This window comes from Liquorilactobacillus sucicola DSM 21376 = JCM 15457 (assembly GCF_000612445.1).
Classification (GTDB): Bacteria; Bacillota; Bacilli; order Lactobacillales; family Lactobacillaceae; genus Liquorilactobacillus; species Liquorilactobacillus sucicola.
This window is the reverse complement of the sequence record NZ_BALC01000008.1, coordinates 76,149-94,305: the sequence shown is the minus strand read 5'-3', so window position 1 is coordinate 94,305 and position 18,157 is coordinate 76,149. Positions and strand designations below refer to the sequence as shown.

Here is an 18,157-nt window from a genome sequence, read left to right as displayed (position 1 = left end):
CAGTTTTCAAAGATCTACAAATTTCAGAAGCACTTAAAATTATATCAGCTATCAACCAGAAATGCAAGCTTTTATTTTTTGCTAGAAGCTAACGTATCTCAACAGCCAACTTTTAAAGTATACCATGTCTATCAGAAATAGCAACTATAAATTTCAAATATTTCCAAGAAAATTTTGCTTCGCTTATTGCATTGCTAAATTAAATTCAGTTAACTGATCTCAATATAAAGCAATATTGTCTTTTATTGAAGTGGTAATTATAAAAACTAATTTTCATCTATCCGTTACTCCTTGACTATTGAGCAGAAACTACGAAAAGAGCTCACCCTTGAAACAAGTTAACGCTGATAATAAATTAAAACAAAGGATCAAGCCACATATAACCTTTGACTTGATCCTTTGTTTTAGCTCATACCGCTCAATATGACATTATCTGTTGTCCTCTGGACGAAGAGTTGGGAATAAAAGTACATCGCGAATTGATGGAGCATCGGTCATCAGCATTACTAATCGATCGATACCAACACCTAAACCACCTGTTGGAGGCATACCATATTCCAATGCCTCCACATAATCCTCATCAATACCTTCAGCTTCGTCATTTCCAGCTTCACGTTCCTTCACTTGTGCTTCAAAACGTGATTTTTGATCAAGCGGATCATTTAATTCCGTAAATGCATTAGCAAACTCGCTTCCCAAGATAAACATTTCAAAACGATCAGTAAAGCGTGGATCATCAGCATTTTTCTTTGCCAACGGTGACACTTCTACTGGATGTCCGTAAACAAAGGTTGGATCCACAATTTTATTTTCACAAAACTTTTCAAAGAATTCATTGATAATATGTCCAACTTTCCAATAGCTTTCATAATGGACATCGTTTTCATCAGCAATTTTTCTTGCTTCTTCAATAGTCATTTCTTTCCAAAAATCAACGCCTGTTTCATTTTTTATTGCGTCCACCATGTGCAACCGTTGAAAAGGTTTGTTAAAGTCAACTTTACTTCCTTGATATGTAACAATACCATCATCGGTTACAACCGCAGCGGCTGCTTTGAAAATACCTTCTGTTTCGTCCATTACATCTTTGAAGTCGAAATAAGCTGCATATGATTCAAGCATTGTAAACTCAGGATTATGTTTAGTATCAATTCCCTCATTCCGAAAGACTCGTCCAATTTCATACACACGTTCCATTCCGCCAACTATTAGACGTTTCAAGTGCAATTCAAGAGCAATTCGCAAATATAATGTGATATCAAGTGCATTGTGGTGTGTTTTGAAAGGCCGTGCAGATGCTCCACCAGCTTGATTGTGCAGTACTGGTGTTTCAACTTCCATGAAGCGTTGTCCATCCAAATACTTCCTAATTGCAGTTATTATTCGACTCCGTTTGGTAAACCGATCATAACTTTCCCTGTTTGATATCAAGTCTAAATAGCGCTGGCGATAAATCTGTTCAACATTTTGGAGACCATGAAACTTATCTGGTAATGGACGCAAGGCTTTAGAAAGAAAAGTTATATCTGTTACTCTGAGAGTCAATTCTCCCATATCAGTTTTTATAACTTCTCCAGTAAATCCTAAATGATCACCTATATCAGAGCGTTTAAAAATATAGTATTTTTCTTCTCCGATGACATCTTTACGTACATAAACTTGAATTCTGCCATCACGATCTTGAACATCTGCAAAACCAACCTTGCCCTTGCCTCTTTTTGCAACCATTCTACCCGCAATAGTTTCTTTTACTTCTTTACTTTCAAGCTCTTCCTTTGACTCATTGTCATATTTATCATGCAATTCTTTTGACATAGCAGTTCGTTCGAAACGATGTCCGAAAGGATCTATGCCCTTTTCCTTCAACTCTTGCATCTTCTGCCGACGTACGCGAAGCTGATCATTCAAATTCTGTTCCTTTGCCAAACTAATCCCTCCAAAAAAATCTTTTCTCTTACTATATTGCCAATTTAGCACATAAAAAGCAAATCTATTTTAATTGCAAGTTGCGCTGGCGCTTTCTTTCTGCACGTTCAAGCAAATCAGTTAAAAAATCATCAAAAATTGTATTCATTTCCTTCTCAGTAGCAGCCGCATTTAAGGCAGCTTTTGCTCGCGCAGAACGCGGAATGCCTTTCAAATAGTACGCTGCTTGACTTCTGAACTCTTTTGGACCAATGAATTCACCCTTCAGTGATACTAACCGATGCAAGTGCTCTTTTGCAACCTGAATCTTCTGTTCAGCAGTTGGTTCTGGTACGACTTCTTCTCCAGCCAAGTATTCTGCTGTTTGCTTTACGATCCAAGGATTTCCTAAGGCTGCACGTCCAATCATAACTGCATCAGCGCCGACATCTTCAAGCATCTTTTTAGCGTCTTCAGGTGTCCTTACATCACCGTTTCCAATGAAAGGTATTTTCGTTAGATGATCTGCGACTTCTTTCAAAATACCCCAGTCTGCATGACCTGTGTACAATTGTTTTCTTGTTCTTCCATGCATCGCTAATGCTGCCGCTCCAGCTTCTTGTGCTGCCAAGCGTTCTCAACCGCAAAAATATGATCTTCATCCCAGCCTGTTCTCATCTTAACCGTAACTGGCTTATTGCATGCATCAACTACCGCGTGTACCATCTCATATACCTTGTCTGGATCAAGCAACCAGCGCGCACCGGCTTCTGCTTTTGTAACCTTGGGAACAGGGCATCCCATATTGATATCAATAATATCGACATCCGTAGTTTCTTCTATGAAACGTGCAGCTTCAACTAATGTTTCTTTATTCCCGCCAAAAATCTGAACACTTACAGGGTGTTCGCTTGGATCAAACTTCAGCATTCCCAATGTTTTCTTATTTCTAAATTGAATTCCTCTGTCTGAAATCATCTCACAAACAACTAATCCCGCACCAAATTCTTTGCAGATCATTCGAAAAGCAATATTCGTTACTCCAGCCATTGGTGCGACTACAACTTGATTAGGAATCGTAATGTCACCTATTTTCCATTCCATCTTTTACACCTCATTATTATTCGTTAAAATTTCTTTTGCAATGATAACACATATTAAAAAAAAGCTAAACTTTAGCCAATTGCTCGTGCATATAAATCCTTAAGTTCATTTTCGTCAAAATGATATTTTTCCCCGCAAAAGCGACAAGTTGCTTCAGCACCGTGATCTTTTTCAATCATTTCTTTCAAATCTTTGGGTGCTATGCTTGCAAGCGAACGAGCAAATCGCTTTTTGGAACAGTCACAGTGATAAGAGATAGGCAACCTCTCTAAAATATTGACGTTATCCCTGCCGCATAATTCATAAATAATCTCTTCCGGTGTCCTTTTCTGAGCCATCATTCCAGAAATAGAGGGGAAAGAAGCTAGTTTAGTCTCCATTTTTGAAATAACATCTTCTTTTGCTTGTGGCATGACCTGAACTAAAAAGCCACCAGCCATTTCTATAATGTCGTGCTCGTCCATCGTAACCGCTAAGCCAACAGCCGATGGAATTTGTTCAGATTTTGCGAGATAGTAAGTAAAATCCTCTCCTAACTCACCAGAAACTAACGGAACTTGTCCCGTAAATGGTGCTTTTAACCCCAGATCCTTCGTTACAGCTAAAAATCCCTTTGAGCCGATTGCATCTCGGACATCAATTTTCTTTTTACCATTTAATGGAAAATGAACATGTGGATTTTGAATGTACCCCTTAACCGTTCCCTGAGCATTTCCATCAACTACAATAGCTCCCGCCGGTCCGTCCCCCATTATTTTGACAGTCATTTTTTCTGAATCTTTCAATGAAGCTGCACTCAACATAGCAGTTGCCGCTATTGCTCGCCCTAAAGCAGCCGTAGCCGCACTCCAAGTGTTATGAATTCTTTGTGCTTCCCTTACAGCTTGACCAGATTCAACTGCATATATCCTCAATTGTCCCTCATAAGCCAAACTCTTTACCAGATAATCTTTCATTTTTCCTCCAAATAAGCTTTTAATTATTTAACTGTACCAAATACTTTTCTAACAAATAAGAAGCGGGACAAAACAATTTTGCAACCGTTTCATTCCGCTTACTTATTCTATTTATCATTCACAATCAACTGAGCAGATCAGCCCCTGCTACCCTTTATCTTTAGGATAAAACGTAACAGTATCTGAATCATTTTCATTCTTATCATCAGACGATTTCTCTGTCTGTTTCTTCTTCGCAGCTTCCTTACGTTCAAGAGCCTCTTTTGACTCCTCAAAAGTAGCCGCTTTTTCACTAGGGAACTCCTCACCCTTTTTGGCAGGCATCTTACCTGTTTCGAAAAGGCTCAAAATCTGCTTCTCATCTAAGGTCTCATACTCCAACAACGCTTCAGCGATAATTCGATGCTGCTCACGATGTTCTTCAATAATTCTTTTAGCTTCTTTCATTCCCTCATCAGCTAAATTCTTAACTTCTTCATCGATCATGTTGCAGTCTGACCAGAATAATTTGGCTGTCCGGCCATTCCACCACCGGCAAACATATTGCTTTGCCCTTCGTACTGCACAGGTCCAAGTTTCGAACTCATCCCATACTCTGTGACCATCGCACGCGCCAACTGTGTAGCTTGCTGGAAGTCATTTGACGCCCCCGACGATTGTTCGCCATAAATAATTTCCTCAGCAGCACGACCACCCATCAAACCAGCAATTTGTTCTTTCAAATCATGCTTAGATAACAGCATTTGATCTTCTTTAGGCAACATAATCGCATAACCGCCAGCACGTCCTCGTGGAACGATTGTTACTTTATGGACAACCCGGGCATCATTCAATATGAGTCCTACGATAGTATGTCCAGCTTCATGATACGCAACTGTTTGACGTTCTTTCTTGCTGATAACTCTATCTCTCTTCGCGGGCCCTGCAATAACTCGGTCCTCCGCCTCGTCAATATCAGATGCATCAATTTGTTTCTTGTTACGGCGCGCAGCCAACAATGCTGCTTCGTTCAGCAAGTTCTCTAAATCAGCACCAACAAAACCTGGAGTCTGTTTAGCAACCATTTTCAAATCTACATCGTTTGCTAATGGTTTATTCTTAGCGTGTACTTTCAAAATTGCTTCTCGACCCTTAACATCAGGACGTCCAACAAGAATCTTACGGTCAAATCGTCCTGGACGAAGCAAAGCTGGATCCAAAACATCAGACCTATTTGTTGCAGCCATGACAATAACACCTTCGTCACCTGCAAAACCATCCATTTCAACTAACAATTGGTTCAAGGTTTGCTCACGTTCGTCGTGTCCGCCACCCATACCGGCACCACGTTGACGACCCACAGCATCAATTTCATCAATAAAGATAATCGAAGGTGCATTTTTCTTCGCATTTTCAAATAAATCACGAACACGACTTGCACCGACACCAACAAACATTTCAACAAAATCCGAACCAGAAATTGAAAAGAAAGGTACTCCCGCTTCACCTGCAACTGCTTTAGCAAGTAATGTCTTACCTGTTCCTGGAGGACCCTCTAGAAGAACACCAGAAGGAATTCTGGCACCCAATGACAGGAATTTGTGCGGATCGCGCAAAAACTCGACAACTTCGACTAGTTCTTGCTTCTCTTCCTCTGCCCCAGCAACATCTGAGAAACGAACCTTATTTGCTTTTTTATCTACAGGCTTGGCTTTGGATTTTCCAAAATTCATTACTCGGCCGTTTCCACCGCCTTGTCCAGCTTGACCCATCATCATGTAAAAGAAAAAGATGAAGAAGACTACTGGCAAGAGGTAGATAAGCAATTGCAGCCACAAACTGCTTGACTCTTCTTCTTTCGTACCTACCTTTACATTATTCTTTTGCGAATAATCTTGAATCTGTTTAACTGCAACATCGTTCGTCAGCACATTAGTTGAGAAAGATGTCACCTTGTTACTACTGCTGGTCAAACCGCCTAGGCCAGTGGATTCTTTAGCCTTCCGTGCCTCTTTATATGTACCTGTTATTTTGTAGGTACTACCTGAAGGCTGCATCGTGAAATCCTTGACGTTATTTTTTCTCAACTCTGTAACAAACTGACTAGATTGGATTTGTTGAGATTGTGAATTTGTTTTACCACCAAAAAAGTAATACAACATTCCCATTATCCCAAGGAAAATCACAATATAAAACAGACTATTTTTAAAGAGTCCATTCTTTTTATTGTTCATACGTTTCCTCCTTGACTACATACGCATAGCTTAATTGTTATTAATAAATCCCATTATCGAGTAAATCATATCATACTTGACTTTTATTGACTATTAATTATTCTTGTAAATCTCGGGTTTCAAAATCCCTACATATGGCAGGTTACGATAGAACCCTTGATAATCCAAGCCATAGCCAACAACAAATTCATTGGGGACCTTAAACCCAACATAATCCGGTTTAACCGTTTTTTCACGTCGATCCGGCTTATCCAGTAAAGTACATATTTTGACGGAAGCGACTTTTCTGTGCTCAAAAAGGGCGACTAGACAGTTCAGAGTCCTACCCGTATCTATAATATCTTCAACAATTAGAATATTTCGTCCCTCGACCGGAACATCCAAATCCTTAATGATCTTAATCTCACCAGTAGACTCTGTACCATCCCCATAACTTGAAACATCCATGAAATCAATTTCTGCATACGTCTTAATTTCACGTACGACATCAGCCATGAACAAAAATGCACCTTTCAACACACAAATTACCAAGGGATTTTTTCCTGCGTAGTCCTTTGTCAATTGAGAGCCAATTTTTTCGGCAATATTTTTTATATCCTCTCTAGTATAAAGAACCTCTTTAATATCGCTGTTCATATCCTAACCACATCCCCATCTTTTCCTAAAAATTATCATGTATTGAATTTTATCATTTGATTGACGCTCTGACAAATCAGATTTTTTTATTCCTGCTAGCCACATAACTTTACCTGTATTAGTTAGTACAAGCCAAGCCCTTTTTCTCTCTTCATTAGTCATTTTCATGTCAATCATTATTTTCTTTATTTTTTGATGTCCCACTTTTGTTTTAAGAACATCGCCCTGACAACGATGCCTAACTTTCAACGGCAGATAAGACGCATCAGAGAAGAAAAAGAACGCATCATTTTCCTTCAATTTTGGACTATTATGCAGAAAAACACCAATTTTTGAGCCATCAGACAATTTTTGCCACTCATCCACTCTCAGTAAAGCTTCTTCTTTTTGGCGAATGTATGAAGTACTACCGTGCTTCTCTAAAAAGAATCTGTCATATTGCTTGATAAAAATCAACCCGCCACCAAGTGCAACGGACCCCTGTGGTTTGGCAATATTTCTGAGCAAAGAAGCAATTTGCAGCAGCTGCTGTTTCGAGTATGATTGGCGCATTGTCCGAATAATCATTCTCAAGGTTATGTTCTGCCAATTACTGCTAAGATCATTCCAACGTTTCGTTGAATAGCCATTTGAACCTTCTTTAAGAAGCATCAGTTTTTCCTGTCCAGCCTCCTCAAGTGCATCAGTCAACTGTCCGAGCTGTTTTTCATACTCGCTAATATGTTCCAGAAAACGATTATTTTCATTTTTTAATTTAGGAATTACTTGGTGTCGCAACCTATTACGTAAAAAATCGTCACCTTGATTTGTATGATCTTCAAAATAACGTAAGCCACGTCTAGTCGCATAGTCACGAATACTTCTTTTAGACCATTTTAGCAATGGTCGAGAAATTCGCCCACTATCTCCCCAACAACGTTGTTCTTTGATTCCTATTAGTTGCTTTAATTCCCCGCCACGAATCAGTTTCATCAAAAAAGTTTCTGCCTGATCATCGGCATGATGTGCTGTCAGCAACTCCGTAATATTTTCTTCTTTCATTATTTTCTTAAAAAATGAGTACCTAAACGCTCTCGCAGCAGCCTCAACTCCACTTAGCGGATGATCTTCAAACTGCCATTTTCCAATAAATAGTGGCAAAGAATGCTCCTTGCAAAAGGCTTGGATAAATTTTGTTTCCGTCTTACTTTGTTCTCTCAGCTGATGATCGATATATGCTATAAAAATCTGCGGTTTCTTATCTTGAGGTAAATTCAATATCAAATCAACAAGTGACATTGAGTCAACTCCCGTCGATACAGCCACTAAAACTTTTTCCCCCAAGTCCAGCCGCGTCCATTGCTTTTCAAACGCTTGCGTCATATTCATCTTCGTTCCGCCTATTCCATTAAAAAACGATTGTCCCCTCTTACAGTTTAAGAGGCAACAATCGAACGTTCTCAATATTTTTAGCTGCGACGACCACCACGACCGCCACGTTTACCTTCTGTGTTGCGTTTGAGCGAAGTTAAGCGTGCTTCGCTTTCTTTGAGGAAACCTGCCAATAAGGAGTCAAAATCTTTTGGCTTAGGTTCGGACTTTTTATAAGTTTGACTGCGTTGGTTATTGTGATTGTGAGTTTTTACACCTGTCCCGCTATAATGTGAGTGCTGCTTATTGCTGTTTTGATGATTGTGTTCGTTTTTGCCCAAATCATGCGTGTTACTTTGCGCAGAATCTGTTGCTTTGCGAATCGAAAGACTGATCTTCCCGTCTTCGGCAATAGAAAGTACCTTAACTGTAACTTCATCGCCCACGCTCAGCACATCATGAATATCTTTCACATAGCTATCCGATATTTCACTTATATGCACTAAACCATTCTTTCTCTCACCCAAATCAACGAACGCACCAAAACTTGTAATTCCAGAAACCTTACCAGTGACTTTAGCACCTACTTCAATCGACATAAAAAAGTTGCTCCTCCTTATTTTGTATACACTTTAGTATACCATGTGAGGAAGGGTATGCAACAGATATGTTAACATCCCACTTAACTTTCTACTTTCCATCAACAATCCCATCCGACTTATCATTCGGAAAACTATAAATCGTCTCCCCTTCCTTCGAATAGTAATACTTTTCTCTAATCATTTTTTCGAGATAATCCTGTTCATTCAAACGTTTGACTTTTTTCTTCAAGTTTTTTTGCTCAGTAATGACATTGTTTAACTTTTCCTTAGCCGTCTGCGTTTGGCTGTTCAAAGAGTGGGCCATTAGCCTAGCATTAATTATTTGATATCCAAGGATGACGGCTATAGCAGACGTAATTAAGACAATGGCTATCAAACGTCTGCGATGAACGCGCTTGACACGTGCTTTACGATCTTGCTGTCGTTCCTGCTGCCTACGTAATTTAAAGAAGTCATTATTAAGGACTCTTATCTTATGTTCACCAGCCATTATCTTTCCCTCCATTCCGCTTGACACCACTACCAAGATGATTATAGCAGATGCTTAGAAACCGCGTCTAATAATTTACTCGTTTTTTAATTGTTAAATTTTTCCTTATAGTCTTCAGCCAATACATCGTACATTTGTTCCGCTTCATCCTTTTTGACTGTTTCTTTAATTTCATTAACTTTTATTTTTAGAGTTTTGTTTCCGAAACCAATCGTCACCACATCTCCTTGAGCCACATTAGCAGATGACTTTGCAACTTTTCCATTAATTTTTATTCGCCCCTTGTCGGTTATTTGTTTGGCTACAGTTCTTCGTTTTACAATTCGTGAAATTTTCAAAAATTTATCTATTCGCATCTTTCTGCCTCATTTCTTTTTGAATAATTTAAAAATCTTCGTTCCCCCTGGAATACTTGCCCATTCCTGTAATGTGAAGAGTTTCAATATATTAGCTGAGATAATAAAAGCCATTCCTCCGGTAATAATGCCAATACCGGTTTCCAAAATATTGCCCGCTCGTCCCGCATAAGTATATCCTTCTAAGAACGTAGTACAGCTCAAAACAGCCAACACCATTATCAAAATACATGCTACTAATTTAAGCAAAAAATGATCTTTCCCCAGCAGATGATCCCCCAATTGCGGCAATGTCCTCTTTAAGAAAAAGCACCCCACAGCCAGACTAAGCACAGTCGTTACACTAGCTCCCATAATTCCTAAATGCTGTACAAAAAAAGAATTGAGTAAGCTTTTGAGTAATACGATGACTATTAACGCCAAAAAAGTCTGCCAGTACTGATCTAAGCTTTGCAAAAATGAATTGTACATTGTCAATAGGGTTGCAAATATAATTGCCATCATAGAAACTGCTAATGCAGCACTGCCTGATCTGTTACCGAATAAAGACGTATTTATTGCCGGCATCAGAACAATCAATCCAACACTCGCCGCACTTGAAATTCCAAGACAAACTCTGATTATCATTTTAGCTATTAGTTTGAACTGATGCAATTTATTTTGCATAAACTTCTTTGTCAAAAGCGGCAGCAGAGCCGTTGAAAAACTGACCGATATGACTAATCCCATCTGAATCAAAGGTTGGGCTCGATCATAGATTCCCTTCAACTCCTTAGCCTCTGCTGAGCTATATCCTGCATACTGCAGTGCCTCCTTGACAGTAAATGAATCTACCAACTGCAAAAGAACCATCGTTGCTGTAAATAAGCAAATTGTCAGCCCTTGCGAAAACAACTGAATGCCTATCCTTTTTAATTCACTCCACGAAATGCCGAGTTTGTTTTGTAGTAACTTAAAATAAAATGAAATGAAAAAAGAACCTGCTGCAAGTGCTCCGCAAGTTGATCCCAACATAGCCCAAGTCCCCATGCGGTAAAGTGACCACTTCAGATTAACGGCTAACACCGCCGCAATGATGATTACTGCTACCCTGATAATTTGCTCCACTAACTGTGACAAAGCAGTAGGTATCATGTTGAAAACACCTTGATAGTAACCTCTGCCCACTGCAAGAAATGGCATCAAAAGATACATCCAGGCCACACTTTTAATTAACGCCTTCAGTTGTGCATCACCCATTGCACGACTGATCCATCCAGCTCCTACTTGCAAAAACAAAAAAATAGCTGCACCTAATAACAACAAAAGATAGAATAACTCACAAGTAATTTTATCTTTCTCCACCTGTTTCTCCTGTTGTGCTACAAGTTTTGAAATATACATTGGGAACCTGTGAGTGCAAAAGTCATTCCTATCCCATATATCGGATAAACTTGCTGATAAATATAAAAACCAGTGTTTCCCACTAGATTTTCAAATGGTATTCGGTAGAAGGCACTCAGTATTTTCGCTATCACTGATGCCACGGTTAAAATAGCCGTTCCCTTCATCATCGTATTGATTTGTCTATTCATCATTCAATGTACCTTTATTGGACTTTTAACTTTAGAAAACACAGTTTGTGCCAAAGTTTGTGCAATTTTTTGCAGTTGGCTTACTACAACACCAATTTCATCTCTAGGTTGAATGACAAATGTGATACGCATTCCCTCTGATTTTGCACTAATTGTTGCCTGCAAGCTCGTTTTAGAAATTGCCTGCAACAACTCTTTTGCGCTGATATACTGTGCCCCCTCTTTAGAGAAGTTAAAGACAATTTTATTTTTATTTTGAGTGATTGTCTTAATCAAAGCTCGATCAGCATTCATTTTAAGTAATCCAATCTGTAATAAATTACCAACTTCATCCGGATAGTCACCAAAGCGGTCAATCAGATCTGTCTGTACTTCCTGATACTGTTCTGTACTTTCAAAATTTCTGATGCGCTTATACATTTCAATCTTTTGTCGTTGATCATCAATATAACTATTTGGAAGATAGGCCTCCAACTCGAGGTTAATCTCACAATCTTTTTTTGGTCTTTTGGTCTTACCTTGCTTTTCAGACACCGCATCTTTTAACATTTGAGTATATAAATCGTAGCCGACAGAATCAATGAATCCATGCTGCTGTTTTCCCAGCAGATTACCTGCACCCCTAATGGACAAATCACGCATTGCTATTTTGAAGCCAGAACCCAATTCCGTAAAGTCTTTGATGGCTTCAAGCCTTTTTTCACTGATTTCGGTTAAAACCTTATTTTGTTGATACATGAAGTAGGCATACGCCACACGATTGCTGCGACCAACGCGCCCTCTTAGTTGATACAACTGTGCTAATCCCATATGGTCAGCATTTTCAACGATGAGTGTATTAACATTTGGAATATCAACTCCTGTTTCGATAATAGTCGTTGTAACTAAAACATCATATTCCCTTGCGATGAAGTCAAACAAAACCCTTTCAAGTTGAACTTCAGTCATCTGCCCATGGATATAACCGATCCTTGCATCCGGCATCATCGCTTTTAATTCGCTGACAACCTTCTCAATATCTGCAACACGGTTATGCAGGTAAAATACTTGCCCCCCACGCCGCATTTCACGTTCAACTGCATCGACTATCGTGCCATAGTTTTGTTCAATAACATATGTTTGAATTGGATACCTGTTCAGAGGGGCTGTTTCAATCACAGACAGATCGCGCACTCCCAACATCGACATATTTAAAGTTCGCGGAATAGGAGTTGCTGTTAAGGTCAAAACATCCACTAATGTTTTTAATTTTTTGAGACGCTCCTTATGTTTGACACCAAAGCGCTGCTCTTCATCGATTATTAGCAAACCCAAATCCGCAAATTTTACATCTTTTGATAAAAGGCGATGCGTCCCCACAACAATATCCACGGCCCCTGTTTTTAGATCATTTAAAGTATCTTTAATTTGCTTCTTCGTCCTGAAGCGCGAGAGAATCCCAATACTAACTGGAAAGTTTTCAAATCTACCTACCATCGTCTCATAATGCTGTTGTGCAAGAACCGTTGTCGGAGCTAAAAAAGCAACTTGTTTGCCATCTTGTATTGCTTTAAAAGCAGCACGTAAGGCCACTTCGGTTTTCCCATAGCCAACATCCCCAATTAGTAGACGATCCATCGGATGTTCTTGTTCCATATCATGTTTTATCTCGGCAGCACTGCGTAGTTGATCAGGTGTTTCTGCGTATGGAAAAGCATTTTCAAACTCAATCTGATAGTCGTTATCCTTTGAAAAAGCATATCCCTTCATTTCTTCGCGCTGTGCATATAATTCAACTAGATCGTCAGCAATATCTTCAATTTTAGAAGCAACATTCTTCTTTGTTTTTCTCCACTCACTCCCGCCTAACTTGTTAACATGTGGTGTCTTTGACTCTGAGGAAACATATTTCTGAACGCGGTCGATTTGAGAAACAGGGATAAATAGTTTAGCATCATCTCGATATTTGATCGTTAAATAGTCTTGGTGTTTTCCAGCTACAAGCATCGTTTTCATTCCCATGAACCGTCCGATACCATGGTTAATATGCACAACGTAATCGCCTTTTTTTAGTTCCGTATAACTTTTCAAGCGTTCTGTATTAGCCATCGTCTGATGTCTGACTTGTCTTTTGACTATTTTCTTGAATAACTCGTGTTCTGTAAGAACAACTAGATGTCCTTCAGGCATTTCAAACCCACCAGCCAAACTTTCTTGAATAACCTGGACTTCAGAATCCTGTAACGCATTTGGAGCAGTCATAATTGCAGAAATCTTGAAGTCATCCAGAGTTTGCAACACTTTGGAAAGCCGTTCTTTTTCTGAAATAGTGACCACAACAGTCTGTTTTTGTTGTGCCCAACGATCCATTTCTGTTTTTAAAAGTGGCATTTGACCAAAAAACTGTTGAGTTGCCCGTACCGTCAAATTAAGTTTCTGTTTAAATTTCAAACCACCCATGCCTTTTTGAAAAAGAGACATGAAAACATCATTGTGTTTATCATCTCTGACAAGCGGATGCAAGTCGAGTGTCCATCGCTCCTCTGAAAAAACTGCTCCTTTCTTTAGTTCTTCAACTATCCAATTTTCAGTTTCATCCTTCATGTTTTTCTGTGTTTCCAACAAATGCTGGTAGTCATCAACGACCAGCATCCCGTCTTCATTTAAATAGTCCAGTAAACTATTTTTTTGAGGAAATAAGAGTTCACTGTGTACCAAGGTGGCCGAAGAAACATTGTTATTCTTCAAATCTACTGTTACTTGTTCATAATGAGCAGCCAGCATCTTTTTTTGTTTGTCATCTTTTATCTTACGCTGTTCTTTCTTATACGCATGCTCAACTCTTTTCAGTGCCCCTGCAACCATTTCTGTTGTTATGATCAAGTCATTAGCAGGCAAGATATAAGTTTGTGTAATGTTTCGAATACTACGCTGATCCGCAGCATCAAATTCTCTGATAGAATCAATTTCCTCGTCAAAAAAATCAATTCTTACTGGATTCGGTTGATTCAAGGAAAATATATCAATAATTGACCCGCGAATAGCAAAATCTCCGGGTTTATCAACTAACTTTTGTCTCTGATATCCTAATACCAGCAATTTTTGTGATAATTCATCCAACTCAATTTGTTTTCCCACCTCAAATTTCAATTTGGCATTGCTCCAAATCTCAGGTGGAGGCAAGATTCTTTTTACACCGGCAGCGGCGGCTACAATAATTTGTGGCTTTTCATCCGTACACAACGCATCCAAGGCCTGCACTCTAGCACTTCTAAATTCTGGTGAACTGATAGCAGTTTGTGCAGCAGCGGCTTCCTCAACTGGAAACAAAAAAACAGCTTGGTCGCCAACCAATCCGCTTAGATCCGTTTCAAGCTGCTCTGCATGATGCAGCGTATCTGTTACGATCAACATCGTTTTTTGCTTTTTGGCAAAGAGCCCCGCTAAAAAAATAGTTTTTGAAGAAGATAACAAGCCCGTCACAAGATGACGGGCACTTTCAGTAGGGTCGATGTTGGCAATCCACTCTTCTATCTTGGGGATCTTTAACATCAAATCTTCCAATTTCATTTTTAATTTAAACTCCTTATTCATAGAACTCATTTATGGTTATACTTATTCATTGTTTTCATAAAATCACCTTCAGTTAACCAGTTATCCAAAGCTGATGTTGCACGAACAAGGCCTTCCTCTAATTGCTTTTCCTGCTGTGCGGGAAATTTCGAGAGAACCCAGTCAACAACATTTTGTTTTTGAGGATGGTCTATTCCAATACGAATTCGTTTAAAGTTTTGTGTTCCTAGATGTGCGATAATACTTTTGATTCCGTTATGACCACCGGCTGATCCCTTCTGACGTAGACGCAATTGTCCAACTGGCAAATCCATATCGTCATGAATAACAATAAAGTTTGCAACATCGATCCCAAAATAATCAAGCAGCGGTCCAACACTGCGTCCAGACTCATTCATATAAGTTGTCGGTTTGGCTAAGAGAATTTTCTCTCCATTGAGAAATAATTCCGCAATTTCTGACTCACATTTTGTTTTCGTGAAGGAAACACCATTTTGTTCTGCAAATTTATCTACTGTCATAAAGCCAACATTATGCTTTGTTCCCTCATATTTTTTGCCAATATTACCCAAACCCACGATTAACTTCATTTTATGTTCCTCCAAAATTATTCTATCTGGTACACTACATTGTGAAAAATTTAATGTAAGCACATTCAAGCAAATGCAAATAAAAATCACTACTATCACTTAAACACACAAAAAATGGGGCTAAACGCCTAACGTTTACCCTGAAAAATGAAGCACTTGCTTTTCCAATAGTATAGCATATTTTCATTCAAAAACCGGAAAATTTGTTTGAAAACCGCTACACATTTTTCTGAAAAACGTGTTATACTAACACTGTGTTAACAAGTTCACTATGAAAGGATGAATTACTGTGTCAAAAACACGAAATCATCAAAAAGTTATTTTAGTCGGCGACGGTGCCGTTGGATCTAGTTATGCTTATGCAATGGCTCTTCAAGGCGTTGCTGAAGAATTTGGAATCGTTGATGTTGTTAAAGAACGAACAGAGGGAGACGCTTTAGACTTAGCCGATGCAACTGCATTGACTTATCCAAAGAAAATCTATTCCGCTGAATACTCAGATTGCAAGGATGCAGACTTGGTTGTTATTACAGCTGGTGCTCCTCAAAAACCTGGTGAAACTCGTCTTGATTTGGTTAACAAGAACCTTAAGATCTTATCAAGTATTGTTAAACCAGTTGTAGATTCTGGTTTCGATGGTATTTTCCTTGTGGCTGCTAACCCTGTTGATATCTTAACATATGCAACATGGAAGTTCTCAGGTTTCCCTAAGGATAGAGTTATTGGTTCAGGTACATCATTGGATACTTCTCGTCTGCGTGTCGGTCTTGGAGAATTGCTTGGCGTACATGACCCTCGCTCAATTCATGCTTATATCATGGGTGAACATGGTGATTCAGAATTTGCTGCATACTCTGCTGCAACTATCGGTGGCATTCCTGTTTTGGATCTTGCTAAAGAAAAGAATATTACAAAAGAACAATTGGCTAAGCTTGAAGACGATGTTCGTAACAAAGCTTATACAATCATTAGCAAGAAAGGTGCAACCTTCTACGGTGTTGCTACTGCTTTGGCTCGTATTTCTAAAGCTATCTTACGTGATGAAGATGCTGTTCTACCAGTTTCTGCATACATGGAAGGTCAATATGACGGGTTGCAAGATATCTATATCGGTACACCTGCTGTTGTTAATGGCAAGGGACTTGAAAAAATTCTTGAAGTTCCTTTGGATGAAGAAGAAAGCAAGAAGATGTCTGATTCTGCAGCAACTTTGAAAAAAGTTCTTAACGATGGATTAAAAAATCTTGAAAAAAATGCTTAATTAGTTAAGCTGCATTCAAAAAAAGCTGGGACTTAAGTGTCTCAGCTTTTTTATTCTATGTGCTCATAACCACAGACTAATTAATTAAATTTGTATTTTTATTATTAAATACCTCTTTTTTTATGATAAGATATATGAGAGCATTTTAACTAAATGGAGGATGCTAAATTGTTATTCAAAACGCTTATCAAACGAAAAAAAGATTTAACGACCGTACGTGAAGATGTGACACTAGAACAAGCACTTGCCGTACTTGAAGAATCAGGGTATCGCTGCGTACCTATTTTAGATAAAACCGGTCAGATTTTTAGAGGAAACATCTACAAAATGCACATTTATCGGCATAAGTCTCGCGGCGGTGATATGTCTCTGCCTGTCACTTACTTATTAAAAATGCAACCAAGTTTATCACACTAGATTCTGCATTTTTTAATGTTTTTTTCTCGATCAAAGATCTTCCTTATATTACTGTTTTAGATGAACACAACTTTTTTTTTCGGAATTTTAACACATTCAAGTTTGCTGAACATGCTATCACAATCATGGAATGTCGAAATTGGAAGTTATGTCTTAACTGTAGTCTCATCCGGGGACCGCGGTGATCTTGTTGAAATGGCTAAAATCATAACTAAATACACTTCTATTGCAAGCTGCATCACTCTTGATGTAAAAACAACAGAATTGGTCAGACGAAGCTTATTTACACTTCCGGCCGGAGTGAGCGAACAAAAACTTGCTAAAATAGTTGCTAATTTAGAACGAAAAAACTTCAAGGTTCCTGAGATCGAAAATTTGAAGGCTTGATTGACTTCGTACTTTACAAAAAAAAACTGCAAATAGATAAGCAGTAAACACAATAATTGCAACAGGGGGATGAATCAAATTATGTTTGATTCATCCCCCTGTTAACAATATTCTTTTATTTATGTATGCTAGCCAGCCCTAAGCTGACCTTTAGTGCATGATTAATCTCATTCATGCCCTGTTCGTCAATATGTGTTACTTTGTCTCGCAATCTCTGCTTGTCAATAGTTCTTACCTGCTCAAGCAAAACAACAGAATCTTTTTCAATTCCCGTCTTGGAGGCAAGCAGCCCCACGTGCGTCGGCATTTTAGGCTTTTGAATTTTGGCTGTGATTGCGGCAACAATCACAGTCGGACTATACCGATTTCCAATGTTATTCTGAATAATCAAAACAGGTCGCATTCCTCCCTGCTCTGATCCCACAACTGGTGATAAATCAGCATAAAAAATATCTCCTCGTTTAACATCTTCAGTTGTCATATAAAACCTCTATCTTTTCTTCTCGAACTCCGTTTCACATTCGCAACCCACAAGTTCATCACATATTTTCTTATTCAGTGGTCCCATCTCTTTATACCCTGAAATCAACGCATCTAAAATTTGATGGTGTTTTTCGACATACTCAGCAACTACTTTATCTTTCTCCAATTCGCGCCGGTCAATTGCATAAAAATCACAATAAAGAGCCATACGTTCATTGTTATCCACAATTAAGTCATCCATTACATCTTCAAAATGATAAGTCATCTCTGGCAGCCTCCAC

At 38.8% G+C, this 18,157-nt stretch carries 12 protein-coding genes and 4 pseudogenes; 2 read left to right on the top strand and 14 right to left on the bottom strand.

Annotated features, from left to right (window positions below):
• Positions 1-429 precede the first annotated feature (429 nt).
• From lysS to pth, 12 genes and pseudogenes are all read right to left on the bottom strand, one after another.
• Positions 430-1,926, bottom strand: a complete 1,497-nt coding sequence (gene lysS, locus JCM15457_RS10715; RefSeq protein ID WP_034989865.1) for a lysine--tRNA ligase — start codon at positions 1,924-1,926, stop codon at positions 430-432.
• 64 nt (positions 1,927-1,990) lie between these two features.
• Positions 1,991-3,009, bottom strand: a pseudogene (gene dusB, locus JCM15457_RS10710) (tRNA dihydrouridine synthase DusB).
• 71 nt (positions 3,010-3,080) lie between these two features.
• Entirely contained in the window at positions 3,081-3,965 is an 885-nt protein-coding gene (hslO, locus tag JCM15457_RS10705; RefSeq protein ID WP_034989863.1) for an Hsp33 family molecular chaperone HslO, read from the bottom strand.
• Between the two features lie 147 nt (positions 3,966-4,112).
• A pseudogene (gene ftsH, locus JCM15457_RS10700) lies at positions 4,113-6,178 on the bottom strand (ATP-dependent zinc metalloprotease FtsH).
• A gap of 93 nt (positions 6,179-6,271) precedes the next feature.
• The gene (hpt, locus tag JCM15457_RS10695) at positions 6,272-6,814 is read right to left on the bottom strand and encodes a hypoxanthine phosphoribosyltransferase (protein ID WP_034989861.1); all 543 of its coding nucleotides are present in this window, start codon (positions 6,812-6,814) and stop codon (positions 6,272-6,274) included.
• 3 nt (positions 6,815-6,817) lie between these two features.
• Positions 6,818-8,182 (bottom strand): tRNA lysidine(34) synthetase TilS, encoded by a 1,365-nt coding sequence (tilS, locus tag JCM15457_RS10690; protein WP_034989859.1) that lies wholly within the window; start codon positions 8,180-8,182, stop codon positions 6,818-6,820.
• An 80-nt stretch (positions 8,183-8,262) separates the two neighbouring features.
• Positions 8,263-8,763 carry a S1 domain-containing RNA-binding protein gene (locus JCM15457_RS10685; protein ID WP_034989856.1) on the bottom strand — a complete coding sequence of 167 codons (501 nt, stop codon included), beginning with the start codon at positions 8,761-8,763 and terminating at the stop codon, positions 8,263-8,265.
• A 91-nt stretch (positions 8,764-8,854) separates the two neighbouring features.
• Positions 8,855-9,256 carry an FtsB family cell division protein gene (locus JCM15457_RS10680; protein WP_034989854.1) on the bottom strand — a complete coding sequence of 134 codons (402 nt, stop codon included), beginning with the start codon at positions 9,254-9,256 and terminating at the stop codon, positions 8,855-8,857.
• Between the two features lie 86 nt (positions 9,257-9,342).
• Complete coding sequence (locus JCM15457_RS10675) at positions 9,343-9,612, bottom strand: RNA-binding S4 domain-containing protein (RefSeq protein ID WP_034989852.1); 270 nt, start codon at positions 9,610-9,612, stop codon at positions 9,343-9,345.
• A 9-nt stretch (positions 9,613-9,621) separates the two neighbouring features.
• Positions 9,622-11,162: pseudogene (locus JCM15457_RS12740) on the bottom strand (putative polysaccharide biosynthesis protein).
• Positions 11,163-11,189: 27 nt separating this feature from the next.
• On the bottom strand, positions 11,190-14,735 hold the full coding sequence (mfd, locus tag JCM15457_RS10665) for a transcription-repair coupling factor (protein ID WP_034989845.1): 3,546 nt from the start codon (positions 14,733-14,735) through the stop codon (positions 11,190-11,192).
• A gap of 29 nt (positions 14,736-14,764) precedes the next feature.
• Entirely contained in the window at positions 14,765-15,328 is a 564-nt protein-coding gene (pth, locus tag JCM15457_RS10660) for an aminoacyl-tRNA hydrolase (protein WP_034989843.1), read from the bottom strand.
• 289 nt (positions 15,329-15,617) lie between these two features.
• Here pth and JCM15457_RS10655 point away from each other — a divergent pair, with 289 nt between their 5' ends.
• Positions 15,618-16,589 (top strand): L-lactate dehydrogenase, encoded by a 972-nt coding sequence (locus tag JCM15457_RS10655; RefSeq protein WP_034989841.1) that lies wholly within the window; start codon positions 15,618-15,620, stop codon positions 16,587-16,589.
• 168 nt (positions 16,590-16,757) lie between these two features.
• A pseudogene (gene cbpA, locus JCM15457_RS10650) lies at positions 16,758-17,393 on the top strand (cyclic di-AMP binding protein CbpA).
• 115 nt (positions 17,394-17,508) lie between these two features.
• On the opposite strand, the gene JCM15457_RS10645 reads toward cbpA, so the two are convergent.
• Positions 17,509-17,874: a type II toxin-antitoxin system PemK/MazF family toxin gene (locus JCM15457_RS10645; RefSeq protein WP_034989839.1), complete on the bottom strand. Its 366-nt coding sequence runs from the start codon at positions 17,872-17,874 to the stop codon at positions 17,509-17,511.
• Positions 17,875-17,883: 9 nt separating this feature from the next.
• Entirely contained in the window at positions 17,884-18,141 is a 258-nt protein-coding gene (locus JCM15457_RS10640) for a hypothetical protein (RefSeq protein WP_034989838.1), read from the bottom strand.
• Positions 18,142-18,157 lie beyond the last annotated feature (16 nt).

Coding starts and splice junctions, on each gene's coding strand:
- JCM15457_RS10685 (WP_034989856.1), bottom strand. CDS start 8,763: ATGTCGATTGAAGTAGGTGCTAAAGTCACTGGTAAGGTTTCTGGAATT.
- mfd (WP_034989845.1), bottom strand. CDS start 14,735: ATGAAATTGGAAGATTTGATGTTAAAGATCCCCAAGATAGAAGAGTGG.
- JCM15457_RS10645 (WP_034989839.1), bottom strand. CDS start 17,874: ATGACAACTGAAGATGTTAAACGAGGAGATATTTTTTATGCTGATTTA.
- JCM15457_RS10640 (WP_034989838.1), bottom strand. CDS start 18,141: ATGACTTATCATTTTGAAGATGTAATGGATGACTTAATTGTGGATAAC.
- JCM15457_RS10680 (WP_034989854.1), bottom strand. CDS start 9,256: ATGGCTGGTGAACATAAGATAAGAGTCCTTAATAATGACTTCTTTAAA.
- pth (WP_034989843.1), bottom strand. CDS start 15,328: ATGAAGTTAATCGTGGGTTTGGGTAATATTGGCAAAAAATATGAGGGA.
- JCM15457_RS10675 (WP_034989852.1), bottom strand. CDS start 9,612: ATGCGAATAGATAAATTTTTGAAAATTTCACGAATTGTAAAACGAAGA.
- hpt (WP_034989861.1), bottom strand. CDS start 6,814: ATGAACAGCGATATTAAAGAGGTTCTTTATACTAGAGAGGATATAAAA.
- hslO (WP_034989863.1), bottom strand. CDS start 3,965: ATGAAAGATTATCTGGTAAAGAGTTTGGCTTATGAGGGACAATTGAGG.
- tilS (WP_034989859.1), bottom strand. CDS start 8,182: ATGAATATGACGCAAGCGTTTGAAAAGCAATGGACGCGGCTGGACTTG.